Source organism: Terricaulis silvestris (genome assembly GCF_009792355.1).
GTDB classification, from domain to species: domain Bacteria; phylum Pseudomonadota; class Alphaproteobacteria; order Caulobacterales; family Aquidulcibacteraceae; genus Vitreimonas; species Vitreimonas silvestris.
Window position 1 is genome coordinate 96447 of record NZ_CP047045.1, and the last position, 23578, is coordinate 120024.

General features: G+C 63.0%; 23 protein-coding genes. 10 read left to right on the forward strand and 13 right to left on the reverse strand.

The features are described from left to right. Nucleotides 1-95: 95 nt before the first annotated feature. Together DSM104635_RS00525 and DSM104635_RS00530 are read right to left on the reverse strand one after the other, a co-directional pair. Nucleotides 96-350: a GIY-YIG nuclease family protein gene (locus DSM104635_RS00525; protein WP_158764308.1), complete on the reverse strand. Its 255-nt coding sequence runs from the start codon at nt 348-350 to the stop codon at nt 96-98. Nucleotides 351-593: 243 nt separating this feature from the next. Then, entirely contained in the window at nt 594-2039 is a 1446-nt protein-coding gene (locus tag DSM104635_RS00530) for an NAD-dependent succinate-semialdehyde dehydrogenase (RefSeq protein ID WP_158764309.1), read from the reverse strand. A gap of 168 nt (nt 2040-2207) precedes the next feature. On the opposite strand from DSM104635_RS00530, the gene DSM104635_RS00535 reads away from it, so the two are divergent. The 3 genes from DSM104635_RS00535 to clpB all read left to right on the forward strand — a co-directional run bounded on the left by DSM104635_RS00535 (nt 2208) and on the right by clpB (nt 5951). Beyond that, nucleotides 2208-3053 carry a universal stress protein gene (locus tag DSM104635_RS00535; RefSeq protein WP_158764310.1) on the forward strand — a complete coding sequence of 282 codons (846 nt, stop codon included), beginning with the start codon at nt 2208-2210 and terminating at the stop codon, nt 3051-3053. Between the two features lie 18 nt (nt 3054-3071). Next, nucleotides 3072-3248: a hypothetical protein gene (locus DSM104635_RS00540; protein WP_158764311.1), complete on the forward strand. Its 177-nt coding sequence runs from the start codon at nt 3072-3074 to the stop codon at nt 3246-3248. 111 nt (nt 3249-3359) lie between these two features. Beyond that, nucleotides 3360-5951, forward strand: coding sequence for an ATP-dependent chaperone ClpB (gene clpB, locus DSM104635_RS00545; RefSeq protein ID WP_158764312.1), 2592 nt, complete (start codon nt 3360-3362; stop codon nt 5949-5951). Nucleotides 5952-6165: 214 nt separating this feature from the next. Here the strand turns inward: clpB and DSM104635_RS00550 are convergent, their stop codons facing one another. After that, a complete protein-coding gene (locus tag DSM104635_RS00550) occupies nt 6166-6411 on the reverse strand; it encodes a hypothetical protein (protein WP_158764313.1) in 246 nt (81 codons plus the stop codon). A 170-nt stretch (nt 6412-6581) separates the two neighbouring features. Here DSM104635_RS00550 and DSM104635_RS00555 point away from each other — a divergent pair, with 170 nt between their 5' ends. Further along, nucleotides 6582-7280 (forward strand): phosphatase PAP2 family protein, encoded by a 699-nt coding sequence (locus tag DSM104635_RS00555; protein ID WP_158764314.1) that lies wholly within the window; start codon nt 6582-6584, stop codon nt 7278-7280. A 9-nt stretch (nt 7281-7289) separates the two neighbouring features. Beyond that, the gene (locus tag DSM104635_RS00560) at nt 7290-8210 is read left to right on the forward strand and encodes a pirin family protein (protein WP_158764315.1); all 921 of its coding nucleotides are present in this window, start codon (nt 7290-7292) and stop codon (nt 8208-8210) included. Between the two features lie 139 nt (nt 8211-8349). Here DSM104635_RS00560 and DSM104635_RS00565 read toward each other — a convergent pair whose 3' ends face one another. Continuing rightward, nucleotides 8350-9087, reverse strand: a complete 738-nt coding sequence (locus tag DSM104635_RS00565) for a class I SAM-dependent methyltransferase (protein ID WP_158764316.1) — start codon at nt 9085-9087, stop codon at nt 8350-8352. A 233-nt stretch (nt 9088-9320) separates the two neighbouring features. On the opposite strand from DSM104635_RS00565, the gene DSM104635_RS20120 reads away from it, so the two are divergent. The 5 genes from DSM104635_RS20120 (at nt 9321) to DSM104635_RS00585 (ending at nt 15657) form a co-directional block, all read left to right on the forward strand. Continuing rightward, nucleotides 9321-9650 (forward strand): pirin family protein, encoded by a 330-nt coding sequence (locus DSM104635_RS20120; protein WP_407703502.1) that lies wholly within the window; start codon nt 9321-9323, stop codon nt 9648-9650. Then, nucleotides 9574-10035, forward strand: a complete 462-nt coding sequence (locus DSM104635_RS19820) for a pirin family protein (RefSeq protein WP_228445782.1) — start codon at nt 9574-9576, stop codon at nt 10033-10035. The genes DSM104635_RS20120 and DSM104635_RS19820 overlap by 77 nt, the downstream gene beginning before the upstream one ends. 84 nt (nt 10036-10119) lie before the next feature. Then, complete coding sequence (locus tag DSM104635_RS00575) at nt 10120-10467, forward strand: hypothetical protein (protein WP_158764317.1); 348 nt, start codon at nt 10120-10122, stop codon at nt 10465-10467. A 235-nt stretch (nt 10468-10702) separates the two neighbouring features. Next, entirely contained in the window at nt 10703-12703 is a 2001-nt protein-coding gene (locus tag DSM104635_RS00580; RefSeq protein ID WP_158764318.1) for an elongation factor G, read from the forward strand. Nucleotides 12704-12846: 143 nt separating this feature from the next. Continuing rightward, on the forward strand, nt 12847-15657 hold the full coding sequence (locus tag DSM104635_RS00585) for a M16 family metallopeptidase (protein WP_158764319.1): 2811 nt from the start codon (nt 12847-12849) through the stop codon (nt 15655-15657). On the opposite strand, the gene DSM104635_RS00590 is transcribed toward DSM104635_RS00585, so the two are convergent. Genes DSM104635_RS00590 through DSM104635_RS00630 form a run of 9 tightly spaced genes read right to left on the reverse strand, consistent with a single transcriptional unit; the run spans nt 15654 to nt 23490 of the window. Further along, a complete protein-coding gene (locus tag DSM104635_RS00590; RefSeq protein WP_158764320.1) occupies nt 15654-16442 on the reverse strand; it encodes an alpha/beta hydrolase in 789 nt (262 codons plus the stop codon). The genes DSM104635_RS00585 and DSM104635_RS00590 overlap by 4 nt on opposite strands. Beyond that, nucleotides 16439-16723, reverse strand: a complete 285-nt coding sequence (locus DSM104635_RS00595; RefSeq protein WP_158764321.1) for an Lrp/AsnC ligand binding domain-containing protein — start codon at nt 16721-16723, stop codon at nt 16439-16441. Before DSM104635_RS00595 ends, DSM104635_RS00590 begins: the two co-directional genes overlap by 4 nt. Nucleotides 16724-16744: 21 nt before the next feature. Continuing rightward, complete coding sequence (locus DSM104635_RS00600; protein ID WP_158764322.1) at nt 16745-17137, reverse strand: RidA family protein; 393 nt, start codon at nt 17135-17137, stop codon at nt 16745-16747. Then, a complete protein-coding gene (locus tag DSM104635_RS00605; RefSeq protein ID WP_158764323.1) occupies nt 17134-17550 on the reverse strand; it encodes an acyl-CoA thioesterase in 417 nt (138 codons plus the stop codon). The genes DSM104635_RS00600 and DSM104635_RS00605 overlap by 4 nt, the downstream gene beginning before the upstream one ends. Continuing rightward, the gene (locus tag DSM104635_RS00610) at nt 17547-19124 is read right to left on the reverse strand and encodes an AMP-binding protein (RefSeq protein WP_158764324.1); all 1578 of its coding nucleotides are present in this window, start codon (nt 19122-19124) and stop codon (nt 17547-17549) included. The genes DSM104635_RS00605 and DSM104635_RS00610 overlap by 4 nt, the downstream gene beginning before the upstream one ends. A 1-nt stretch (nt 19125) precedes the next feature. Beyond that, on the reverse strand, nt 19126-19944 hold the full coding sequence (locus DSM104635_RS00615) for an enoyl-CoA hydratase family protein (RefSeq protein WP_158764325.1): 819 nt from the start codon (nt 19942-19944) through the stop codon (nt 19126-19128). After that, nucleotides 19941-20399, reverse strand: coding sequence for a MarR family winged helix-turn-helix transcriptional regulator (locus DSM104635_RS00620; protein WP_158764326.1), 459 nt, complete (start codon nt 20397-20399; stop codon nt 19941-19943). The genes DSM104635_RS00615 and DSM104635_RS00620 overlap by 4 nt, the downstream gene beginning before the upstream one ends. After that, nucleotides 20399-21151 carry an SDR family NAD(P)-dependent oxidoreductase gene (locus DSM104635_RS00625; protein ID WP_158764327.1) on the reverse strand — a complete coding sequence of 251 codons (753 nt, stop codon included), beginning with the start codon at nt 21149-21151 and terminating at the stop codon, nt 20399-20401. The genes DSM104635_RS00620 and DSM104635_RS00625 overlap by 1 nt, the downstream gene beginning before the upstream one ends. Next, complete coding sequence (locus DSM104635_RS00630) at nt 21148-23490, reverse strand: bifunctional salicylyl-CoA 5-hydroxylase/oxidoreductase (RefSeq protein ID WP_158764328.1); 2343 nt, start codon at nt 23488-23490, stop codon at nt 21148-21150. Before DSM104635_RS00630 ends, DSM104635_RS00625 begins: the two co-directional genes overlap by 4 nt. Nucleotides 23491-23578: the final 88 nt, after the last annotated feature.

Consider the following 23578-nt stretch of genomic DNA (forward strand, 5'->3'; position numbering starts at 1 on the left):
ACGCGCTTGTGGCCCCTGGGTTCCGGATCGCGCTCCGCGCGTCCGGAATGACGAGCGTGGTTAGTTCGTCAGCCATTTGAGTGGAGTTTAGCGCATCAAAGCAGCTTCGCCAGCATCGCTCGAAAGCGGCGGTCGCGTTTGAGCGAGACTTCGCGGCTCATGGCTTCGCGGCGGGTGGGGTAGCGCTCGGCATAGAGCAGTACCCAGGCGCGCCCGCGTGTGGAGCGTGCGCCGAGGCCAGCGTTGTGGAGCGCAAGGCGCGCATCGATGTCGACGCTCCAGCCGACATAGGTGCGCCGATCCGCGCCAAACGCGCTGCCGAGGACATAGACGTAGCCGCAACTAATCAATCGCGCTGCCCGATTGTGGTGGACGGCTTCGACTCAACCGTCGCAGGCGTCGGCTTGAAAGCCAGACCATCACTACTCCAAGAGCAGCAAACGCTGCTCCTGCCGCTTTGGCTTCGCGTTCGCCCTCCACAATGCGGCCTGATAGCCAAAAATACCCCACGCTCGTCGCTGACAGGAGCAACAGGATGCCCATCGCGAGCAAGGCAAGATAGAATGCCCGATGAATCCAAGGCGCGACGCGGATCAATCGAATCCCCCGAAGTTCACGAACTTAGTCTCGAGATATTCTTCCAAGCCTTCTACGCCGCCTTCGCGGCCGAGGCCGCTTTCCTTGACGCCGCCGAACGGGATGACTTCGTTGGAGAAGATGCCGTCATTGATCGAGACCATACCGGCGTCGATGCGTTCGGCGACGCGCCAGGCGCGGTTGACGTCCTTGGTGAAGAAGTAGGCAGCGAGGCCGAACTCGGTGGCGTTGGCGATGTCGACGGCTTCGTCTTCGGTTTTGAAGCGGATCAACGGCGCGACGGGGCCGAAGATTTCCTCGCGGTTGACGCGCATCTCCTTGGTGACGTTGGCGAGGACGGTGGGGGTGTAGAATTGCGCGCCGGCGGCGTGTTTATTGCCGCCGGTGAGCGCGGTCGCGCCGGAGGCAAGCGCTTCGGCGACCATGCGTTCGACTTTCTCGATGGCTTTGGCGTCGATCAGCGGCCCGATCTCGACGCCGGCTTCGTCACCGGGGCCGACTTTGAGTTTGGCGACGGCTTCGGTGAGCTTCTTGGAGAAAGCGTCGTAGATGCTGTCTTCCACCAAGATGCGGTTGGCGCAGACGCAGGTTTGGCCAGCGTTGCGGAATTTCGACATCACCGTGCCTTTGACGGCGAGGTCGAGGTCGGCGTCGGCGAACACGAGAAGCGGGGCATTGCCGCCGAGTTCGAGCGACAAGCGCTTCACAGTGGAGCCGACGCAGGCGGCGCCAAGTTTCTTGCCGACTTCGGTGGAGCCGGTGAACGAGAATTTCCGCACCAGCGGGCTCTCGCACATGGCTTTGCCGATCTCGGCGGTGTGATCGTGCGTCGTGACGACGTTGAAGACGCCTTTCGGCACGCCGGCCTTTTCCGCAAGCTCCGCCAGCGCGAGCGCAGTGAGCGGCGTTTGTGAGGGCGGCTTCAGCACGATGGTGTTGCCGGCGGCGATGGCGGGCGCGGCTTTGCGGGTGATCATCGCCATTGGAAAATTCCACGGCGTGATCGCGGCGCAAACGCCGATCGGCTGTTTGATGGTCACGTAGCGGCGCGTCGCGGTGGTGGTCGGGATGGTGCGGCCGTAGGCGCGTTTCGCTTCTTCGCCGAACCATTCCATGAAACTTGCGCCGTATGCGGCTTCGCCTTTGGCTTCGGCGACCGGCTTGCCGCCTTCGAGCGAGATCAAACGCGCGAGGCGGTCGATGTCGGCCATCATCAGATCGAACCAGGCGCGGAGAATTTGTACGCGCTCCTTGGCGGGCTTTGCGGCCCAGGCCGGGAAAGCGGCGTGTGCGGCGGCGATGGCTTCTTCGGTCTCGCGCGCGCCGAGATCGGGGACACGGGCGATGACTTCCTGGTTCGCCGGGTTGAGCACGTCGAACCGCTTGGCGCTCTCGCGCCACTGGCCGTTGATGTAGGCGTCTTGGCGGAACGAGGTGGCCATATTCCGTGTTCCCTTTGCAGTAGCGAGGTCTAGAGTCATTCCAGGATCGCGAAGCGATACCTGGAATCCAGGGCCGATGGTAAGATGGTTGCCCTAGATTCCAGATCGCGCTCCGCGCGTCTGGAATGACTTATAGCTTACACCTGATGCCTGACACCCGAGGTGCTCATGAGCTGGAAGGACATCCTAGTCATCGTCTCCGAAGCTGAGGGCGATGAGCCGGCTTTGGCGCTGGGCGAGGCGTTGGCCAAACAGTGCGCCGATTGCCACTTGGCGGCGGCATTCCTCACGCCGTTGCCGGATGAGCCATTGGCCTATGAACCGACGGTGGTGGCGGGGGTTTGGGCCGAGCTACTTGGGCGCGCGCGGCAAGAGGCCGAGAGCGAGCGCAAGCGGGTGGAAACGCGGCTGGCTCAGTCGAGCAAGAAATATGACCTGCGCAATGCCGAAGCGCTGTCGCGCGACCTCGGCCGCGTCGCGGCGGTGCATTCGCGCTACGCCGATGTCGCTGTGATGACACGGCCGTTCGACGGTCCAGGCGCGGAGTTGCGTGAGGAAATTATCGAGGGCGTGCTGTTTCACTCCGGTCGCCCGGCGCTGATTGCGCCGCCGGGATGGAGCGGGACGGGCATCGGCAAGCGCGTCGTGGTGGCGTGGGATGCAAGCCGCGAAGCGACGCGCGCGCTCTCGGAGGCGGATGACATTTTGGAGTTCGCGGAAGCGGTGACGGTGCTGACCGTGGACGCCAAGTCGAAGATGTTCGGTCACGGTGATCAGCCCGGCGCGAATATCGCCGCGCACTTGCAGCGTCGCGGCCTGCCGGCGGAGGTGCGCAACGTCGATAGCCAAGGGCGCGCGGCGTCGTTGGCGATCATGGAAGAAGCGACGGCGCTGGGCGCTGATCTCGTGGTGATGGGCGGATACGCGCATTCGCGTTTGCGTGAGTTGGTGTTCGGCGGCGCGACGCGTGAATTGTTGCGGACGGCGACAGTGCCGCTGTTGATGGCGCATTGATCAGAAAAGGCGGCGGGGATGGACTTCAATTTTTCGATGCTGGACGGCGTGCTGGGCGTCGCGCTGGTGATCGTGATCATCTGGATGGTGTTCAAGTTGGCCACGCGGCTGGTGCTGGGCGCGATCCTCGCGGTGGTGATCGCCGTGGTGTTCTTCGGCGTGCACCTGAGTGATTTCGGCATTCGGTTGGGATAAGGGCGCCTCTTGTGTCACCGGCGCGCCACACCTAGTTCATGGGCACAACACAGCTCATGCCACGTTGATCCGCCGATTGGGGGTTAAGGTGGGACGCCGTAAGGGTCGCTCATGGATATGGAAAAGCTCACCGAGCGTGCGCGCGGATTCGTGCAGGCCGCGCAGACGATCGCGATACGGGAACAAAACCAACAACTCGAAACGCAGCACCTGCTGAAGGCGCTGCTGGATGACCGCGAAGGTCTGGCCGCCGGGTTGTTGACCAGCGCCGGCGCCAATGCGCGTCAAGCGGCCGACGAAGCCGACAAAGCCGTGCAAGCGCTGCCGAAGGTGCAAGGCGGCGGGGATCGCATGTATGCGGCTGTTTCGTTCAACCGCGCGCTGGATGCGGCGGATCAGGCCGCGACGAAGGCTGGCGACAGCTACGTGACGGCAGAGCGTCTGCTGTTCGGCTTGGCCATCGCCGACGGCAAAGCGTCCGAGATTTTGAAGAAGTCGGGGCTGACGCCGCAGAAGCTGGAAGCGGCGATTGCCGAATTGCGCCAAGGGCGCACGGCGCAATCCTCCTCGGCTGAGGATCAGTACGATGCGCTGAAGAAATACGCGCGCGACCTCACGGAGGACGCGCGTAAGGGTAAGCTTGATCCGGTGATTGGCCGCGACGAAGAAATTCGGCGCACCATCCAAGTGCTGTCGCGACGCACTAAGAACAATCCGGTGCTGATCGGCGAGCCGGGCGTCGGCAAAACAGCCATCGCTGAAGGCTTGGCGCTGCGGATTATCAATGGCGATGTGCCGGAGAGCTTGAAGCACAAAAAGCTGCTGGCGCTCGATTTGGGTTCGCTGATCGCGGGCGCGAAGTTTCGCGGTGAGTTCGAGGAACGGCTGAAGGCCGTGTTGAACGAGGTGATCGCGGCGGAGGGCGGCATCATCCTCTTCATCGATGAAATGCACACTTTGGTTGGCGCTGGCAAAGCCGATGGGGCGATGGACGCATCGAATTTGCTGAAACCGGCGCTGGCGCGGGGCGAGTTGCATTGCGTCGGCGCGACGACGCTGGATGAGTATCGCAAGCACGTCGAGAAAGACGCGGCGCTGGCGCGGCGCTTCCAGCCCGTGTTCGTGGATGAGCCGAGCGTCGAAGATACGATCTCAATTCTGCGCGGACTGAAGGATCGCTATGAGCAGCACCACGGCGTGCGCATCTCGGATGCCGCGATCGTGGCTGCCGCTCAGTTGTCGCATCGCTACATCAGCGACCGGTTCTTGCCGGATAAAGCCATCGATCTGATGGACGAAGCAGCGTCGCGGCTGCGTATGCAGGTCGATTCCAAGCCGGAGGAACTAGACGAACTCGACCGACGCGCGTTGCAGCTGAAGATCGAGCTGGAAGCGCTGAAGAAGGAAAAGGATTCTGCGTCGCGGGATCGGGTGACGAAACTCGAGGAAGAGATCGCGCAGTTGGAGACGCGTTCTTCGGAGCTGACGTCGATTTGGTCGGCGGAGAAGCAGAAGCTCGCCGTGACGTCGAAGTCGAAGGAAGAGTTGGAGAAGCTGCAGACCGAGTACGAGCAGGCGGTGCGGCGCGGCGATCTCGCGCGCGCGTCTGAACTCAAGTACGGGCGCATTCCGCAGCTCGAGAAGCAGATCGCTGACGCTGAAAAGGTCGGCGATGGCGGCGGGCTGGTGAAAGAAGTGGTGGACGCCGAGGCGATTGCCGGCGTCGTCTCGCGTTGGACCGGTGTGCCGGTCGAGAAGATGCTCGAAGGCGAACGCGCGAAGCTGCTGGCGATGGAGGATTCACTGCGCGGGCGCGTGATTGGGCAAGAACCGGCATTGCGCGCGGTGGCGGATGCGGTTCGGCGTGCGCGCGCGGGGTTGCAAGACCCGAACCGACCGATTGGCTCGTTTATGTTCTTGGGCCCGACGGGCGTTGGCAAAACTGAGCTGACGAAAGCGCTCGCCGAATTCCTGTTCGACGACGAGCATGCGCTGACGCGCGTCGATATGTCGGAATACATGGAGAAGCACTCGGTCGCGCGGCTGATTGGTGCGCCTCCGGGCTATGTTGGCTATGAAGAGGGTGGTGCGCTTACCGAAGCGGTGCGCCGCAGGCCCTACCAGGTGATCCTGTTCGATGAGATCGAGAAGGCGCATCCGGATGTGTTCAACATCTTGCTGCAAGTGTTGGACGATGGACGCCTTACCGACGGCCAAGGCCGCACCGTCGATTTCAAGAACACTATTTTGATCATGACCTCGAACGCCGGCGCCACGTATCTGGCTGATCAGCCGGAAGGCGCCGATGTCGAGGATGTGCGGAAGTCAGTGATGGACGAAGTGCGCATGCGCTTCCGGCCGGAATTCTTGAACCGGATCGACGAGATCATTCTGTTCAAGCGATTGGAGCGCGCGCAGATGGGCGCGATCGTCGATATCCAGCTGAAGCGTTTGGATAAATTGCTCGCGGCGCGCAACCTCAGCATGGAGTTGGAGGGTCGTGCGAAGAACGAGCTTGCCAAGCGCGGCTACGATCCGGCTTGGGGTGCGCGGCCGCTAAAGCGCGTGATCCAGAAGGATGTGCAGGATCCGCTAGCGCGGCTCATTCTCGAAGGCCGCGTCAAGGATGGCGACCGCGTCGTCGTCACGTTCGACGGCAACGATTTTCTGTTCAACGGCGCGAGCGACAAGAAGGCGGCTTAAGTCCTCTCCCCTTGGGGGATAAGACAGACCGCAGCGAAGCGAAGGTCAGATGAGGGGTGCTGGCGCAGCCCTTCGAACGTCCGCACCCTTACCCTTCATCTGCGTTTGCTTCGGCAAACGCTGTCCTTTCCCACAAGGGGAGAGGACGCAAAATAAAACGGGCGGCGCCTCCAAAAGCCGCCGCCCGTTTCCCCGTTCTCTTTGTCAGAGAGACTTAGTTCGTCTTCGCGTCGTCATCCGTCGCGTGTTCGACTTCGGTCGCGGCGTCGTTGACGGCGCCTTCAACGGCTTCGCCAGCTTCGTTCGCGGCGGCGCCGACTTCTTGACCGGCTTGATCAAGCGCTTGGCCGGTGTCTTCGGCGGCTTGGTTGACGTCCTGTTCGGCAGCGTCTTGAGCAGCTGGGCTGCAGGCGGCGAGGCCGAGGGCGGCGATGGCCGCGAGGGCGACGAAAATTCTCATTCTTCTCTCTCCTGGGCGATAGCCCCGGCGGACCGTATGACGGCTCCGTATAAGCTGGTAGCGCAAAAACGGGCGGCGCAGCGTTCGCTTTTGCAGGGCTCGGCGCTGGAACTTTTGCGCTTTCACCGGCCTTGTGATCGAAATTGCGGGTGATAACCGGGGTTTGCGCGATGCTGAGAGTTTCCGACTGGGCCGGCTTCGCCAAACGCGAGCTTGGACTGACCACCGTCTTTCTCGGCTTTGCGCTGCTGGCGCTTGGATTCCTGGCGCTCGATCGTGCGATGGGCGGCCATTTCGATCAGTCGCTCTTGATCGCTTTGCGCACGCCCGGCGATCTCGACAATCCGGTCGGCCCGCCGTCGTTCGAGGAAGCCGTCCGCGACATCACCGCGCTCGGTAGCTTCGCGGTGTTGACATTGGTGACGGTGGTGGCCGTCGTCTTTCTCGTCGTCAGCAAGAAATACGCGGAAGCGACGACGCTGCTCTTTGCGGCAGTGCTAGGCCAGGTGCTGAGCGAGACGATCAAGGCGTTCATCGGCCGGCCGCGCCCTGATCTCGTGGCGCATGTCGTCGATACGACAAGCGCGAGCTTTCCAAGCGGACATTCGATGATGTCTGCCGCGATCTTTCTCACCATCGGCGCGATGCTGGCGCGCGTGCAGGCGAACTGGCGGTTGAAGTCTTACATCCACGTGGTCGCGCTGCTGCTGACGCTGATGGTGGGCGCGAGCCGCGTCTATCTCGGCGTGCACTGGCCGACAGACGTGCTGGCAGGTTGGTGCTTTGGCGCGCTGTGGGCGATCCTGTGCTTGACCGTGGTGGCTTGGTTGACGCGGTCAAAGGATGACGGCGGGCCGCCGGCGTCCTAGATTGGGGGCATGAGCATCCGACCTGGCGACGAGCAAACACCAAACGAATTGCCTGAGCATGGCCCTGTGCTCGAACGCATCGAGCCGAAGCCGCGCGACCTGGGCGATAACTTCTTTGTCCGCCGCGCGCTGCCGGCGATCGAGAAGCGCATGGTTGGGCCGTTCATATTCTGGGACGAGTTTGGGCCGGTGCAGTTCGAGGCCGGCAAGGGCATGGACGTGCGTCCGCATCCGCACATTAATCTTGCGACTGTCACCTATCTGTTCGAAGGCGAGATCTTTCATCGCGATACACTGGGATCGGCGCAGGCGATCAAGCCAGGCGACGTCAACTGGATGAATGCCGGCCGCGGCATCGCGCATAGCGAGCGCACCGCGCCGGACCTGCGCGCGACGGGCTTTCCGATGGCCGGCATTCAGTCCTGGGTGGCGCTGCCGGAAGCGCAGGAAGAAAGCGAGCCGTTCTTCAAGCACTATGCGCAAAGCGAGCTGCCGGTGTTGGAAGAAGGCGGCAAGGTCGTGCGCGTGATCGCGGGCAAGCTGTTCGGCAAAGCCTCGCCGGTGAAAACCTATTCGGAGATGTTCTATGCTGACGTGCAGCTTGATACCGGCGCTTCGCTGCCGCTCGATGCCGATCACGAGGAGCGCGGCGTTTATCTCGTTGAAGGCGAGATTGAAGTCGCGGGCGAGCGGTTCGAGCGTGGGCGTTTGCTCGTGTTCCGGCCGGGCGACGCGGTCACGATCAAGGCCGTGACGCCGGCGCGCTTCATGGCGCTAGGCGGCGCCAATCTCGGGCCACGCCACATCTGGTGGAATTTCGTCTCTTCGCGCAAGGAGCGCATCGAGCAAGCCAAAGAAGACTGGAAGGCGGGCCGCTTCGGTACTGTGCCGGGGGACGACAAAGAATTCATCCCGTTGCCGGATCGCTGAGACGCGGTGATTGTTGTCACAGTCATCGCGCTTGTTGGCGGGGTGGTGCCTTGGGGCGGCGTAGGCGCTGGCGTGTTGGGTTGTTGCGACTGGACTTGCGCGCCGGAACGCAGGTCAATGACGACGAACGTTAGGCTAGTCAGCGACGGCGCGCCCAGCCAAGCACGGCAGGTGGTTGCAGGACAGCGCCATAGGCGGGCGCGTTCTTCCACCAGTCTTCGAACTTTTCGAGGTCCGAGACGTCTTGCCCGAGCGCGCGTCGTTGTTTCCGCGCCGCTTCCAAAACGCGCGCCATACCTTCCTTGCGCGCTGTCATAGGGCCCATTGGTGAGGCGCCTTCGAACCCCCAATCGGAAATATCCAACCCGGCGGCCAGGAAAACTTCCGGCAGGCGAACGCCCATATGATTCTGCACACCTTTCAAGATGCCGGCGCCCATTGACTGCGAGGCGTCGCCACCGCCTCCAGGTGGTTGGGGCCAGATGTCGCCGCGCGCGCCGTCGTACATGTTGAGCTCATGAAATGCGATTGCGCCGCCGGGCCTCACCACGCGCGCCACACTGCGGACCGTCGCGAGGGGATCGGCTTGGTACATGAGCACGTATCGCCCAATAGCGATGTCGAACGGTGAGTCCGCCGGTGGTGCATTGATATCGCCTTGCACGAACGTGACATTTGCAAAACCGGCGTCAGCGGCACGACTGCGGGCGTGAGTTACGTGATCAGGGTCCCGGTCCATGCCAACTACACGCCCCGCAGGGCCAACGATTTCCGCAGCAAGCAGCGCGACATCGCCCGCACCCGTGCCGAGATCAAGGATCGACATGCCCTCGCGCGCGCCCGCGTTGCGCAGCAGGCGCTCAGTCAGTGGGCGCAAGAGCTCCGCTTGGCTGGACAGTCGCGCTCGCTCGCGATCCGAGCTTTCAAGGGGGTAAGAGTTCATTCCCCGACAATAGACATAGCGGATGACGGAACAAGCACATGCGGCGTACAATCGCGTCCATGGGCATTCGCTCTGGCGACGAAAAACCCCCGAACGAAGTTCCAGAGCACGGACGGTGCTCGAACTGATCGAGCCGAAGCCGCGCGCTGCCGGCGATCGAGAAGCGCATGGTGGGGCCGTTCATTTTCTGGGACGAGTTCGGACCTGCGCAGTTCGAGGCGGGAAAGGGCATGGATGTTCGTCCGCATCCGCACATCAATCTCGCCACCGTCACCTACCTCTTCGAAGGCGAGATTTTCCATCGCGATATATTGGGCTCGGCGCAGGCGATTCTGCCGGGCGACGTGAACTGGATGAACGCTGGGCGGGATCGCGCATTCAGAGCGCACCGCCCCCGACCTGCGCGCCAAGGGTTTTCCGATGGCGGGAATTCAGTCCTGGGTGGCGCTTCCGGAATCGCACGAAGAGAGCGAGCCGTTCTTCAAACACTACGCTGAGAGCGAACTGCCGGTGTTGAACGAAGGCGGCAAGATCGTGCGCGTCATCGCGGGCGCGCTCTACGGCAAAGTCTCGCCGGTGAAGACCTACTCGGAAATGTTCTATGCCGACGTGCGTCCGGAGGCGGTCGAGATTGCCGGCGAGCGGTTCGAGCGGGGACGGCCGCTTGTGTTTCGCCCTGGTGACAAGGCGACGATCAAAGCCGTGACGGCCGCGCGCTTTATGGCCTTAGGTGGCGCCAATCTTGGGCCGCGGCATCTGTGGTGGAATTTCGTGTCCTCGCGCAAAGAGCGGATCGAGCAGGCGAAGGAAGATTGGAAAGCGGGCCGCTTCGGCGCTGTGCCGGGCGATGATAAGGAGTTCATCCCGCTGCCTGAGCACTGAGCCTGAAGAATTGGCTTGAATTCGCAAAGCGAGACGTGTTGCTGGCGCGAGGAGTAGGTGATGTCTGGTGGACAAGCACGCCTGATGGCGCTGGTGGAAAAAAACTACACGGCCGAGCAACGGCAGAAGATGCAGCAGCTTCCGCGGCAGGAAGAGTTGCGCATCAACGCGGGCTGGGATTCGCTGTTTGAAGACATCGCGAAACTCGGCCCTGATCCCGATACAAGGTCGGCGAAAGCGCAAGAGCTTGGCAAGCGCGCGCACGCGCTCCTGAAGGATTTCTCTCAGGGCGACGCGGGCATCTTCACGTCCGCGGTCGCGATGAATCGCGACATCGCCAGAGATCCAGATCTCGCGCGCTTGCGAGGACAGGAGTACTGGCCGTTCATCGACAAGGTGCTGACCGATCTCAAGCTGATCGACCGCGCTTGAATTGGTGGCGCGGAGAGTTTGTATCGCCGTTGACTTAACCATGCTCCGTGACCGTTCGCGGAACAGGCGCATGAGATTCACCTGAAAGGCAGGCGTCTGCGAACGACATGACTTGAATTTGTTTCGGTTCGTGAAACAGTAGCCTCTTCGGCCTGGACAGGCCGGTCATAAGCGAGAAGCGGCGCCTGCCGCTCGGCGCCGCCCCATCCCGAGAGGGAACAGAGGAGGCAGCGTCATGGCTGAAAGCAAATCCGCCAACATCGTGAGGGCAATTGCCGTCGTCGGTCCGACCGGGGCGGGCAAGACGGCGTTGATCCAAGCTCTGGCATCAGCCGCCTCGGGCGGATCGGGGTCAGCCCCGACCGCGGCGGGCCAGTCCACTGAAACCAGCTTCACCGCCATCGACTTCATGGGCGACCATTACGCGCTGATTGATGCACCCGGCGCCGTCGACTTCCTCGCAGATTCAGATTTCGCACTGCCCGCCGTGGACTTGGCGATCGTCGTCGCCGATCCCGATCCGGAAAAGGCCGTGTTGGTGCAACCGTTCCTGAAGGTGCTCGAGGATCAGAACATCCCGCGCGCGCTGTTCATCAACAAGATCGATCAGGCGCGCGGACGCGTGCGCGATCTGTTGGAAGCGCTGCAGCCGGTGAGCGCAGTGCCCCTCGTGGCGCGGCAGATTCCGATCTGGGAAGATGAGAAGGTCACCGGGTTCGTCGATCTCGCGCTGGAGCGGGCCTATCATTACGAGGCGGGCAAGCCGTCGAGCGTGATCGACATTCCGAAGGAATTGGCGGAGCGCGAAACCGAAGCGCGCTTCCACATGCTGGAACAGCTCGCCGATTATGACGACACGCTGATGGAGCAACTGCTTTCCGACACCACGCCGGATCGCGACACGGTGTTCGCGGACTTGGTGCGCGAGCTGCGCGAAGGACTGATCACGCCGGTGTTTTTTGGCTCGACCGCTGGCGGTCACGGCGTGCGGCGGCTGTTGAAGGCGTTCCGCCACGATACGCCGGCGCCGCAATACGCGGCCGAACGCTTGGGGCTGAAAGGCGTGGGCGCGTACGTGATGAAGATCTCGCACGCGGGGCAGGCGGGCAAGCTCGCATACTCGCGTGTGTTCGGCGGCAAGCTTTCCGAGTCCGATCAAGTTGCCCTGAGCGATGGCTCGTCTGGCCGGGCGGCGGCGCTGTTTTCGGTCAGTGGCGCGCAGACGAAGAAGATCGCGACGGCGCCGGAAGGCGATGTGGTTGCGATCGGCAAACTCGACCCCGTCGCGGCGGGCGACATTCTGGTCGCCAGTGGCAAGGCCGAGGCGATCAAGATCGAGCGCAAGAAACGTTTTCCTGTCTATCAGCTCGCCATCGCCACCAAGGACCGTAAGGACGACGTCCGGCTTTCCGGTGCGTTGCAGAAACTTGTGGAGGAGGATGCCGGCCTCGAAGTCGTGCACGATCAGGTCACGCATGAAATCCTGCTGCAAGGGCAGGGCGAGCCGCATCTGCGTTCGGTGATCGATAGACTCAAAGGGCGCTTCGGCGTGGATGTGTCTTCGACGCGGCCTTCGACGCCGTACAAGGAAACCATCCGCAAGAGCGCCGAGAAGCGCGGACGTCACAAGAAGCAGACCGGTGGTCACGGCCAGTTCGGTGATTGCGTCATTCAAGTGAAGCCGCAACCGCGCGGGCGTGGCTTCGAGTTTGTCGATAAGATCACCGGCGGCGCCATTCCGCGGCAGTGGATTCCGGCGGTGGAAGGCGGCGTCAAAGACGCGATGGCGAAGGGGCCGATTGGCTTTCCGGTCGTCGATGTGTCGGTGACGTTGATCGACGGCTCGTTCCACGCCGTCGATTCATCGGAGCATTCGTTCCACTCAGCGGGCCGCATCGGCATGAACGACGCGCTGGCGGAGTGCGAGCCGGTGTTGCTGGAGCCCATCGAGAAGCTTTCAATCCACACACCGAGCTGGGGCACGCCGAAGATCAACTCGGCGGTGTCGAGCCATGGCGGACAAATCCTCGGCTTCGAGCCGCGCGATGGCTGGAACGGTTGGGATCGCGTCGATGTGTACCTGCCGCATGCGGAGCGGCAGAACTTCATCATCGAGCTGCGTTCATTGACTCAAGGCTTGGCGACGTTCGAGGCGTCGTTCGATCACATGGTCGAAGTCACCGGCCGCCGCGCCGAAGACGTTGCGAAACGCGCCGCGCAGCAGGCCACGACCTAATGCGCTGACCCGCGCCGGTTAGGGCCGGCGCGGGTCCCTCGCGGCGTCGCTGAAACGGCGTCGCTCGTCGCTCTTTTGTGTCAAGCGGCTGGACATTGCCGCCGCGCGCGTGTGGTTTGGCCCCTCAAACTCGGGAGTGGGCGATGAGATCATTCGCGGCGATGGTTGGCGCGTTGGCGCTGGCGGCCTGTGCGACAGCAAGCGTGGACGGGCCTGCGAGTTCCGCACAACCGGCGTCGGTCGCTGAGCTGATGCAAGATGTGCAGCTCGGCTACGAGACGTTCACGCTGGACAACGGCTTGACCGTCATCGTGCACGAGGACCGCAAGGCGCCGGTCGTGGCGGTGGCGTCGTGGTTCAATGTCGGCTCCAAGGATGAGCCGCAGGGCCAGACTGGTTTCGCGCACCTGTTCGAACACATCATGCTGTTCAACGGCACCGAGCACATTCCGAACCTGATCGTGCCGCTCCGCGAAGTGGGCGCCACCAATTGGAACGGCACCACCTGGTTCGATCGCACCAATTATTTCGAAACGGTGCCGACGCAGGCGCTCGATCTCGCGCTCTACATTGAGAGCGAGCGCATGGGCTATCTGCTCGGCGCGCTGACGCAGACGAGCCTCGATGCGCAACGCGGCATCGTGCAGAACGAAAAGCGCCAGGGCGACAACCAGCCGTATGGTCTGAGCGAATACGCGCAGCTTGAAGCGCTGTTTCCCGATGGCCACCCATATCGCCACTCCACCATCGGGGCGATGGCGGACCTGGACCAAGCGTCGTTGGAAGACGTGCGCCAATGGTTCCGCGACAATTATGGACCGAACAACGCGGTTCTGGTGTTGAGCGGAGATATCGATATCGCCGAGGCGCGGCCTTTGGTGCAGCGCTATTTCGGCGCGATCCCGCGTGGCGCGCAGAACGTCCCAGCGGACGCCGATGTGCCGACGCTGCCGGCCGCGATCAACGAAGTGCTGCACGATCGCGTTTCCAACACGCGCATTGAGCGCAGCTGGGTGGTGCCGGGGCAGGGCCATGCGGATGAAGTCGATCTCGCCATCGCAGGCCAAGTGCTAGGCGGACTGGCTAGCTCACGGCTCGATCGCATCTTGGTGCGCGATGAGCAGACGGCTGTTGCCGTGACCGCTGGTCTACAGCCGTTTCAGCGGCTGAGCTTTTTCAGCGTCACGGTGGACGTGAAGCCTGGCCAAGACGCTGACGCGGTAACGCGACGGCTCGATGAGATCATGGCGGACTTCATCGCCAACGGACCGAGCGAGGATGAAATCCAGCGCGTCGCCACCACGCAGATCGCGCAAAGCACGTTCGCGATCGAGCAGATCGGCGGGTTCACCGGCGCCACTTGGGTGCTGGCTGACGGCCAGATCATGACCGGCGACCCCGCCTATTTCCGTCGCAATCTACTTGAGTACGGCGAAGCGACGCCCGCAAGCGTGCGGGCGGCGATGCAACGTTGGCTGACACGGCCGGCGCACACCTTGCGCACCGAACCAGGCGAGCGCGAGCCCTACGAAGAATCCGTGGCCACGCGCCGTCCGCCGCCGGACACATCGCCGCCGACGGCGCAGCCGCGCGATCCGATGCCGGCCGTCGGCGAGATCGCGGATCTCGATTTCCCGAGCGTCGAGCGCGCTACGCTCTCGAACGGCATCGAGGTGGTGTATGCCAACCGCACTTCCATTCCGGCCACTTTGGTCGCGATCGATTTCGACGCTGGCGTCGCCGCCGATCCGCAAGGGGCCTTCGGCACGCAACGCCTGATGTTGGCCGCGCTCGATACCGGCGCCGGCGGGCGCGACGCAATGCAAATCGCCGAGCAACAGGAACGCATCGGCGCAACCATTGCGTCAGCAGGTACGCTTGATCGCACCTCGGTGACGCTCACGGCGCTCTCGGCCAACTTGCCGCTGGCGCTCGACTTGTTCTCCGACATCGTGATCCGACCCGATTTCGCCGACGCGGAAGTGTCGCGGCTGCGCAATCAGCAGCTCGCGGCGGTCTCCGCCGAATTGACCCAGCCAAACGGCCTCGCGCAGCGCGCTTTGCCGCCTCTCATCTACGGCGCCAACCATCCGTACGGCCGCGCGGCTTCGGGGGTCGGCACCGCGGAATCCGTGGGCGCACTGGATCGCAACGCGCTCGTGGCGTTCCACCAGACTTGGGTGCGGCCTGAAACGGCGCGCATCTTCGTTGTCTCGGATCGTCCGCTCGCGGAAGTGCGCCGTTTGCTCGATGCGCGCTTCGGCCAATGGCGCGGTTCGACGACGGTTGCTGCGGGGCGCAAGGACTTCACCGCGCCGATCCCGGAGCCTCGCTCACGCATCATCGTAGTGGATCGTCCGCAATCGCCGCAATCGGTGATCTATGCCGGCAACGTCCTGCCGATCAGCGGCACCGATGATACGCTGACGCTGGCGGCTGCGAATGAAGTGCTCGGCAACAATTTCCTATCGCGCCTCAACACTGAGATCCGGGAGCGCCGTGGTTGGTCGTACGGCTTGGGTGGCAATGCGCAGCTGCGTGAATATCGGATGCCGTATATCATCAACGCGCCGGTGCAATCGGACCGCACCGGTGATTCCATCCGCGTGTTGATCGAGCAGATCAACGCGTTCAATGGCGCTAACGGCGTGACCGAGGCGGAGCACACGCGCACCATCAACGGCAACATCCGCCAGTTGCCGGGTGCGTTTGAGACGGCTGGGGCTGTGCTGAACGCACTTCGCCAGAACGATCTCTACAACCGCCCTGACACGTACTGGGAAAGCGTTGCGGCTCGCTATCGCGCGATGACGGCAGCCAACATGGATTCCGCTGCGCGCGCAGTGGTCGATCCGCGGCGGTTCGTCTGGGTTGTGGTCGGCGACGCGTCGGTGGTGCGGCCCCAGCTGGAAGGATTGGGCTTGCCGATCGAAGTGGTGCAGCCTGCGAGTTAGCGGGCGGCGTCCACCAGTTGCTTCAAGCGTTCACACATCGCGCTGCTCGGATCGACGAGCGGCGCGATGACGGTGAAGTGGTTGGCGCCGTCGATTTCTTCGTAGCGCGTGTTCACGCCGTCCTCGCCCCAGGCCGTGACGATCGCAGCACTCTGGCGCAAGAACTCGCTCGATTCATCGGCGCCGACGACGGCGTCTAGCGTTTTACCTTCCGGTGCAGGCCAGAATATCGGACTGTACGCTGTTGCCCGCTCGGGAGTGAGTTGCAGTTTCTCGTTGAGACTTGTTTCGATCAGCGGCGAAAGTTCAAAGAGCCCCGAAATTGAGTAGGCGGCGGGGACGTAATCCTCCGAGGCGAGCATACAAACGGCTAGGTGCCCGCCCGCTGAGTGTCCGCTGGCAATAATCGGCGCGCGCACTGCTTCATGAAGCGAGATACACGCATGCCGCAATTGGCGGATGATGTCGCCGATCGCAACGGCGGGACATAGATCGTAGCTCGGTACGGCGACGGTGATGCCTAGTTGGTTCAAGCCGCGCGCGTGGATGCTGTGAAAACTCTTGTCTAGCGCCTGCCAGTAGCCGCCGTGGATGTACATGACGACGGGGCCTTCGCCGGCCTCGAACAGATCGATGCTGTGGCGTTCGCCGTCCCCGTACGCGATCATGCGCGGTGGCTTGATTTCACGATACGCAGCGGCGTCGCGCGCCCAGCTTGCGATGATCGCCGCGGAGTCGGGGACGCGGGCGCGGTTGTTGTATTGTTTTTCGAGGTCGAGGCTCATTCCGTGTCGGGATAATCAAAGCCCGGCCATTTGGAGCCGTAAATTTGATAGCCGAGGATGGTGTAGGTTTGCGCCACGTTCGGGTGCGCGCGGATGGTGTCGGCGACGACTTTCTGGATCGTGTTGAGATCGGGGTGCTCAATGCGCACGAGCAAATCCCATTCGCCCATGATCGAATAGATATCCATGATCTTGTCGCTGCCGTCCCGGAGCGCGTTGCCGACGGCCTCGGGCGACGCGCCGTGGACGCGGACGAAGGTGAAGAGGCTGTGGTCTGCCATCGCGGAACTCCTCAACGCACTCTAGCGCGGCACGACGGCGGTTGTCTCGATTTCGATGAGCGCGGCGTCTTCGATCAGCGCCTTCACTTCGACGACTGCCATCGCGGGGTAGTTCTTCCCCATCTTGTCGCGCCAGATCGCGCCGATCTCGGCGAGCGATGCGAGGTAGGCGCGCTTGTCGGTGATGTACCAGGTCATGCGCGCCACATGTTCGGGGCCGGCATTGGCCTCGCGGAGAACGGCGAGCGTGTTGTCGAGCGTTTGTGCGAATTGCGCGGGCAGGGTTGTCGCGCCGAACTTGCCCTCGGGCGTCCACCCGATCTGGCCGGCGACGAACACGATGCGGCCCTCCGCTTCGATGCCGTTGGCATATCCCTTGGGCCTCGGCCAACCTTCGGGGAGCAGCGTTCTCATGCCTCGATCCCCGCGAAGTTGGCGACGGCGTCGCGCAGGTCGCTCGGCCACGGCTCGGCCTTCATCGTCGCAAGATCGGTGAACACGATGGTCTGATCGAAACGCGCCACCGCGCGATCGCCGACAGCGGCGAGGTGTTTCAGATTGAGCGATGACGTGCCGATCGCCTCGACGCCAAGACTTTGGCGTAGCGTATCGCCCATGCGTACAGGCGCGACGAACTCGGATTCAAACCGCACAGTCGGCACGCCCTTGCGCTGATCGACGTGCAGCGACTTGAACGAGTGGCCGAGACTGGCGAACCAATCCTCCACCGTTTCATTCACCAGCGCGAAGAAGCGCGGGTAGAACATGATGCCGGCGGTGTCGCAGTGTTCGAAGCGTACGATGATGTCGCGTGTGAACGGGTTCATGAAGGCTCGCGGAGTTTGAAACGCTGCAGCTTGCCGGTGTGTGTCTTCGGCAGCTCAGCGACGAATTGGATCGCGCGTGGGTATTTGTAGGGCGCGATGGTTGCCTTGACGTGATCCTGCAGAGCGCGCTCGTCGGCGCTTACGCCGGGTTTGAGCACGACAAACGCTTTGACGATCTGCCCGCGCTGTTCATCCGGCGCGCCGATCACGGCGCATTCGGCGACGGCGTCGTGGGTGAGCAGTGCATTCTCTACTTCCGGTGCCCCGATATTGTAGCCGGACGAGATGATCATGTCGTCGGCGCGCGAGACGTACCAGAAATAGCCGTCGGCATCGCGGCGATAGATGTCGCCGGTGACGTTCCAGCCGTTGGCGACATAGTTCTTCTGCCGCTCGTCCGCGAGATAGCGGCAACCCGTTGGCCCGCGGATGGCGAGGCGGCCTTCGCCTTCGCCATCAAACGGCTCGTCGCTGTCGCTGAGCAGCGTCGCTTCGTAGCCGGGCACAGCCTTGCCGGTGGCGCCGGGGCGAATGTCGTCGGCGCGTGCGGAGACGAAAATGTGAATCATCTCGGTCGAGCCGATGCCGTCGATGATGCGGATGCCCGTGCGCTCGAACCATTGGTCCGATGTGGCGCGCGGCAGATGCTCACCGGCGGAGACGCAGGTGTGGAGCGAGGCGAGCTTCGCCATGTCCTGCTTCATCAGCGCGCGATAGCCGGTGGGGGAGGTGAAGAGCGTTGTGGCTTTGTGCTGCGCGATGGTGTCGGCGAGAACGTCGAAGCCGGGCTTGTCGCAGATCACCGTTGCGGCTCCGGCGCTTGCCGGGAAAATTACGCCGGCGCCGAGTCCAAACGTGAACGCCAACGGCGGCGTACCGATGAATATGTCGGCGGGCTTTGGTTGCAACACATGGCGCGAGAAGGTTTCGGCCATTGCCGCGATATCGCGATGGAAGTGAACACACCCCTTTGGCGTGCCGGTTGTGCCGGAGGTGAAGGCGATGAGCGCGGGATCGTCGGCGGCGGTTGGGACCGCGTGAAAATCGTTAGGCGCATTCGCCATGCGCCGCTCTAAGTCATCGGTGGAGATGATGTGCTTCAACGGCGGCGCATCGGCGCGCGCTTGCTCAAGCTCCGTGGCGCGATGCGAGTCCACAATGGCGTGGGAGATCTGCGCCTTGTTGAGGATCAGGGCGAGTTCGTGAGGACGCAGCATGGGCATCGTGCCGACAGCGACTCCGCCCGCGCGAAACACGCCCCACCAAACGGCGATCGACAATCGGGTGTTGGAAGAGTGGATGAGGACGCGGTTGCCGGGGACGAGCCCGTACTCGTGCATCAACACATGGGCTATGCGAGACGCTTCTCGCAAAAGCATCTCGTAGGTGAGCGTGGCCGATGAAAACAGCACCGCGTTTCTGGCGCCGTGGCCGCTGGCGATCGCCGCGTCGAGGATGCTGCTCGCGTTGTAGCGCGACGGAAATTGCAACTCCGGCAGTGTAAACCTGAACTCCGGCCATTGATCTCGGGGCGGGAGATTGTCGCGGACGAAAGTATCGACGTGCACGCTCATCTCAGTCGCCCCCGAACACCGGTTTCTGCTTCGATGCGAAGGCGACGTAGGCGCGCTCGAAGTCCTTCGTTTGCATGCAGATGGCTTGCGCCTGGGCTTCAGCTTCGAGCGCCTGCTCGAGGCTCATACTCCATTCCATGTTGAGCTGGTTTTTGGTCATGGAGTGCGCAAAAGCGGGGCCATTGGCGAGATCGCGCGCGAAAGCTTGTGCTTCGGTGAGCGGCGTTTCGGTGAGCTTATTGAAGAAGCCCCACGCAGCGCCTTCCTCGGCGCTCATGGAGCGGCCGGTGTAGAGCAGCTCACTCGCGCGGCCGTGGCCAATGATACGCGGCAGGATTGCGCACGCGCCCATATCGCAGCCAGCGAGGCCGACGCGCGTGAACAGGAACGCGGTCTTGGCATTTGCCGAGGCATAGCGGATGTCGCTCGCCATCGCGAGAATGGCGCCGGCGCCGGCGCAGACGCCTTCGACGGCGGCGACGATCGGCTGCGGGCTGGCGCGCATGGCTTTGACGGCGTCGCCGGTCATGCGGGTAAAGCGCATCAGCTCCGGCATGGTCATCTTGGTCAGCGGCGCGATGATGTCGTGCACGTCGCCGCCCGAGCAGAAATTGGCGCCTGCGCCGGTGATGACGATGGCGCGGCAATCGTCGGCGTAGCTCAGGCGGCGGAAGAGATCGCGAAGTTCGGCGTAGCTTTCGAACGTCAGCGGATTTTTGCGTTCGGGACGATTGAGTGTAACGGTTCCGACGCGATCCTCGACGCTCCAGAGGAAATGCTCGGCGCGGTAATCGGCGCTCTTCCAGGCATCGTTGATCACGGCGCCGCTCCCTTTGTCAGCTTGCGGCGGATGGACGATTTGGCGCCGTCCAGCAGCCGCGTCAGCGCTTGTTTGTCGGTTTGCGTGAGTTCGCCCAACAGCGAATCGACGCGCGCTGCGTGCGCTTTGGCCATTTGCTTAAATACGCTTTCGCCGCGTTTGGTCAATCGCACGCGCTGGATGCGGCGGTCGCTCTTGTCCGCCTCGGTTTCGATCAGGCCGTCTTCGTTCAAGCGCGTTCGCAATTGCGTGACGTTGCCGTTGGACACGAGTAGGTATTGCGACACCTCGCCCAGTGTGAGCGCGCCATGTCGGTCGAGTGCGGAGAGAAAATCGAAGCGCGCAATGGTGCTGTCGAAGCGCGCGCGGAAGAGGGCGTCGACTTCGCGCTCGATCAGCCGGCTCGTGGTCAGCAACCGAAGCGAGAGCCGGACGGTGTCGCGCGCGTCGGCCATCAGATTTCGCCGCCCGACATCGGAATTGCAGCGCCATTGGTGGCCGCCGCTCCGTCACTGCAGAGCCAGGCAATGGCGCTCGCGACTTCGTCGGCGGTGATCAACCGGCCTTGCGGGTTGCCGGCGTAGAGCGAGGCGCGCGCTTCGTCGCCGCTGAGCTTGGTTTTCGCCGCGATGTTCTCAACGGCGCGCGTGACGATATCGGTTTCGACATAGCCGGGGCAGATGGCGTTGACGGTGACGCCGTGCTTGGCGGCTTCTTTTGCCAATGCGCGCGTCATGCCGACCATGCCGTGTTTGGAGGCGCAGTAGGCGGCGATGTACGCGCTGCCCATCAAGCCGGCGATCGAGGCGACGTTGACGATACGGCCCCACTTGGCGTCGTACATATCCGGCAAAGCTGCGCGCGTGCAGAGGAATGCGCCGGTTAGATTGATTGCCAGCACTTCGTTCCAGGCCGCGAGCGATGTTTTGTGCAGTGGCGCCGATGGCGTGATTCCGGCATTGTTGATGAGAATGTCGATGGCGCCGTAGCGGTCGCGCGCCTGGGCGAAGGCAGCTGTGACGGATGCTTCGTCGGCGACGTCGCAGACGACGCCTTGCGCGTCCTCAAATGCTTCCGCCGCGCCTTGCACGCGTGCGCCGTCGCGTCCGACCAGCGTGAGCCGCACGCCAGTTTTTGCCGCGAGGGCGCGCGCCGTTGCCAACCCGATGCCGGTGCCGCCGCCGGTGATGAAAGCGTGTTTGGTCATGCTTGCTCCGCGGCTTTGCGTGCGAGATTGCGCTGCATTTGCTGCTGGCCGGGCCGATACTGCTTTGGGCCAGCGAGGCCAGCATAGCCCAGCTCCGCGGCGGCGCGCAGCGACCAGTTCGGATCCATCAGGTGCGGTCGCGCCAGTGCGCACAGATCGGCGCGGCCGGCGGCGAGGATCGAGTTGACGTGATCGGGCTCAAAGATGTTGCCAACGGCCATCGTCTTCACCCGCGCTTCGTTGCGAATGCGGTCGCAGAATGGCGTTTGGAACATGCGGCCGTAAACGGGACGTGCGAGTGGCGTGGTTTGGCCGGCGGAAACGTCGATCAGATCGGCGCCGGCGTTGGCGAAGGCCTGTGCGATGGCGACGGAATCTTGGGTGCTCAAGCCCTCATCGTGCCAATCGGTGGCGGAGATGCGGACGCTCATCGGCTTGTGCTTCGGCCAAGCGGCGCGCATCGCTTCGAACACTTCAAGTGGGAAGCGCAGTCGGTTTTCAACGCTGCCGCCATACGCGTCGGCGCGTTGGTTGCTGATCGGCGTGAGGAACGAAGAGAGCAGATAGCCGTGGCCGCAATGCAGTTCTAGCATGTCGAAGCCGGCTTCCTCGCCCAAGAGTGTGGCGCGGACGAAATCGGCTTTGACTCGCTCCATGTCGGCGCGCGTCATCTCGCGCGGGGTGGCGTTGCGATCCGACCAGACGATGGCCGAGGGGCCGATGATTTCCCAATTGCCCTCAGTCAGCGGCTGATCGGCGAAATCCTCTTCCCACGGCACGCGGGTCGAGCCCTTGCGGCCGGCGTGCGCGAGTTGCAGCGCGAATTTTGCGTTGGTGTGCGTGTGCACGTAATCGACGATGCGCTTCCAGGCCGCGACGTGCGCGGGCTTGTACATGCCAGCGCATCCGGGCGTGATCCGTGCGTCTGCGGAGACATCGGTCATTTCGCTGAAAATGAGCCCGGCGCCGCCGCCGGCGCGGGCGCCGTAGTGCACAAGGTGGAAGTCGTTCACTTCGCCGTCGACGGCGGAGTACATGCACATCGGCGAAACAACCACGCGGTTGGCGATCTCCATCTCGCGGAGTTTTAGAGGGACGAACATTGGGGGAGTTGGAGCGCGCGCCTTCAGGCGCGCATCGGTGCTAGCCGCTGCGTCGTTGGCGCCAGGCGGGCCTGAAGGCCCGCGCTCGGCGGCGCCAGCGAACCAAGATTCCACGCGATTGAGGAAACCGTTATCGCGCAAGCGCAGGTTCTCGTGGCTGACACGCTGGCTGCGGGTGAGCAGGGAATATGCGAACTGCAGCGGTTGTAGATTGGCGTAACGATCGATGTTCTCGAACCACTCAGTTGAGTTACGCGCGGCGTTCTGGAGCTTCAGCACCTCGACTTGCCGTTCGGCGTGGTACTCGGCCAGCGCTTCCGCGAGCGGCTTTCCGCTGTGCAGCACTTGCGCCAGCTTAATCGCATCTTCGATCGCGAGCTTGGTGCCGGAGCCGATCGAGAAGTGCGCCGTGTGGGCGGCGTCGCCCATCAGGATCAGGTTTCCCTTGTGCCACGTTTCGCAGACGATGCGCGGGAAGTTGAGCCAGGCTGAGCCGCGCAAATGCTTGGCGTTGGTGTCGAGCGTGGCGCCGTCGAGGTATTTGGCGAAGAGCTTCTCTGCCGCGCGGCAGGTTTCGTCTTGGCTCATCGCGTCGAAGCCGAAGCTGCGCCAGGTGGCTTCGCTGCATTCGACGATGAAGGTGGAGGCGCCATCGTCGAACTTGTAGGCGTGGGCCCAAATCCAGCTGTGTTCGGTTTGCTCGAAGGCGAAGGTGAACGCGTCGAACGCCTTGTTGGCGCCGAGCCAGATGTATTTGTTGGGGCGGATGTCGATGTCGACGCCGAAGTGTTCGGTGTCTGCGGAACGCAGCTTTGAGTTGGCGCCGTCGCAAGCGAGGACAAGATCGTAGGCGGCGAACAGCTCCGGCGAAGGCTCGACCTCGGTTTTGAACTCAAGCCGCACGCCGAGTTGGCGGGCGCGGTCTTGTAAGATGTTCAGGAGACGCTTGCGGCCAATGCCGACGAAGCCGTGGCCGGAGGAGGTGATAGTTTGACCGTGGATGTGGACGTCGATGTCGTCCCAATGCGCGAAGTCGGCTTCAATTTCGTCGGCGCTTTTGGGATCGTTGGAGCGGAGGTTCTCCATGGTCTGATCGGAGAACACGACGCCCCAGCCGAAGGTGTCGCCAGGATCATTGCGTTCGAACACGGTGATATCATGCCGCGGGTCGCGCAGCTTCATGGAGATCGCGAAGACGAGGCCGGCGGGACCGCCGCCGACGCAGGCTATGCGCATGAGTTAGTTTATATATGAAGTATCGATGCGAGACAAGCCGAAAGGAGCGCGGGTCTTCAGACCCGCATTTTCCCGTAGCCTGACTAGG

Excerpts from the sequence above, each read along its gene's own strand:
- DSM104635_RS00530 (WP_158764309.1), bottom strand. The coding sequence starts at position 2,039 with ATGGCCACCTCGTTCCGCCAAGACGCCTACATCAACGGCCAGTGGCGC.
- DSM104635_RS00535 (WP_158764310.1), top strand. The coding sequence starts at position 2,208 with ATGAGCTGGAAGGACATCCTAGTCATCGTCTCCGAAGCTGAGGGCGAT.
- DSM104635_RS00540 (WP_158764311.1), top strand. The coding sequence starts at position 3,072 with ATGGACTTCAATTTTTCGATGCTGGACGGCGTGCTGGGCGTCGCGCTG.
- clpB (WP_158764312.1), top strand. The coding sequence starts at position 3,360 with ATGGATATGGAAAAGCTCACCGAGCGTGCGCGCGGATTCGTGCAGGCC.
- DSM104635_RS00550 (WP_158764313.1), bottom strand. The coding sequence starts at position 6,411 with ATGAGAATTTTCGTCGCCCTCGCGGCCATCGCCGCCCTCGGCCTCGCC.
- DSM104635_RS00555 (WP_158764314.1), top strand. The coding sequence starts at position 6,582 with ATGCTGAGAGTTTCCGACTGGGCCGGCTTCGCCAAACGCGAGCTTGGA.
- DSM104635_RS00560 (WP_158764315.1), top strand. The coding sequence starts at position 7,290 with ATGAGCATCCGACCTGGCGACGAGCAAACACCAAACGAATTGCCTGAG.
- DSM104635_RS20120 (WP_407703502.1), top strand. The coding sequence starts at position 9,321 with ATGGTGGGGCCGTTCATTTTCTGGGACGAGTTCGGACCTGCGCAGTTC.
- DSM104635_RS19820 (WP_228445782.1), top strand. The coding sequence starts at position 9,574 with ATGGCGGGAATTCAGTCCTGGGTGGCGCTTCCGGAATCGCACGAAGAG.
- DSM104635_RS00575 (WP_158764317.1), top strand. The coding sequence starts at position 10,120 with ATGGCGCTGGTGGAAAAAAACTACACGGCCGAGCAACGGCAGAAGATG.
- DSM104635_RS00580 (WP_158764318.1), top strand. The coding sequence starts at position 10,703 with ATGGCTGAAAGCAAATCCGCCAACATCGTGAGGGCAATTGCCGTCGTC.
- DSM104635_RS00585 (WP_158764319.1), top strand. The coding sequence starts at position 12,847 with ATGAGATCATTCGCGGCGATGGTTGGCGCGTTGGCGCTGGCGGCCTGT.
- DSM104635_RS00590 (WP_158764320.1), bottom strand. The coding sequence starts at position 16,442 with ATGAGCCTCGACCTCGAAAAACAATACAACAACCGCGCCCGCGTCCCC.
- DSM104635_RS00595 (WP_158764321.1), bottom strand. The coding sequence starts at position 16,723 with ATGGCAGACCACAGCCTCTTCACCTTCGTCCGCGTCCACGGCGCGTCG.
- DSM104635_RS00600 (WP_158764322.1), bottom strand. The coding sequence starts at position 17,137 with ATGAGAACGCTGCTCCCCGAAGGTTGGCCGAGGCCCAAGGGATATGCC.
- DSM104635_RS00605 (WP_158764323.1), bottom strand. The coding sequence starts at position 17,550 with ATGAACCCGTTCACACGCGACATCATCGTACGCTTCGAACACTGCGAC.
- DSM104635_RS00610 (WP_158764324.1), bottom strand. The coding sequence starts at position 19,124 with ATGAGCGTGCACGTCGATACTTTCGTCCGCGACAATCTCCCGCCCCGA.
- DSM104635_RS00620 (WP_158764326.1), bottom strand. The coding sequence starts at position 20,399 with ATGGCCGACGCGCGCGACACCGTCCGGCTCTCGCTTCGGTTGCTGACC.
- DSM104635_RS00625 (WP_158764327.1), bottom strand. The coding sequence starts at position 21,151 with ATGACCAAACACGCTTTCATCACCGGCGGCGGCACCGGCATCGGGTTG.
- DSM104635_RS00630 (WP_158764328.1), bottom strand. The coding sequence starts at position 23,490 with ATGCGCATAGCCTGCGTCGGCGGCGGTCCCGCCGGCCTCGTCTTCGCG.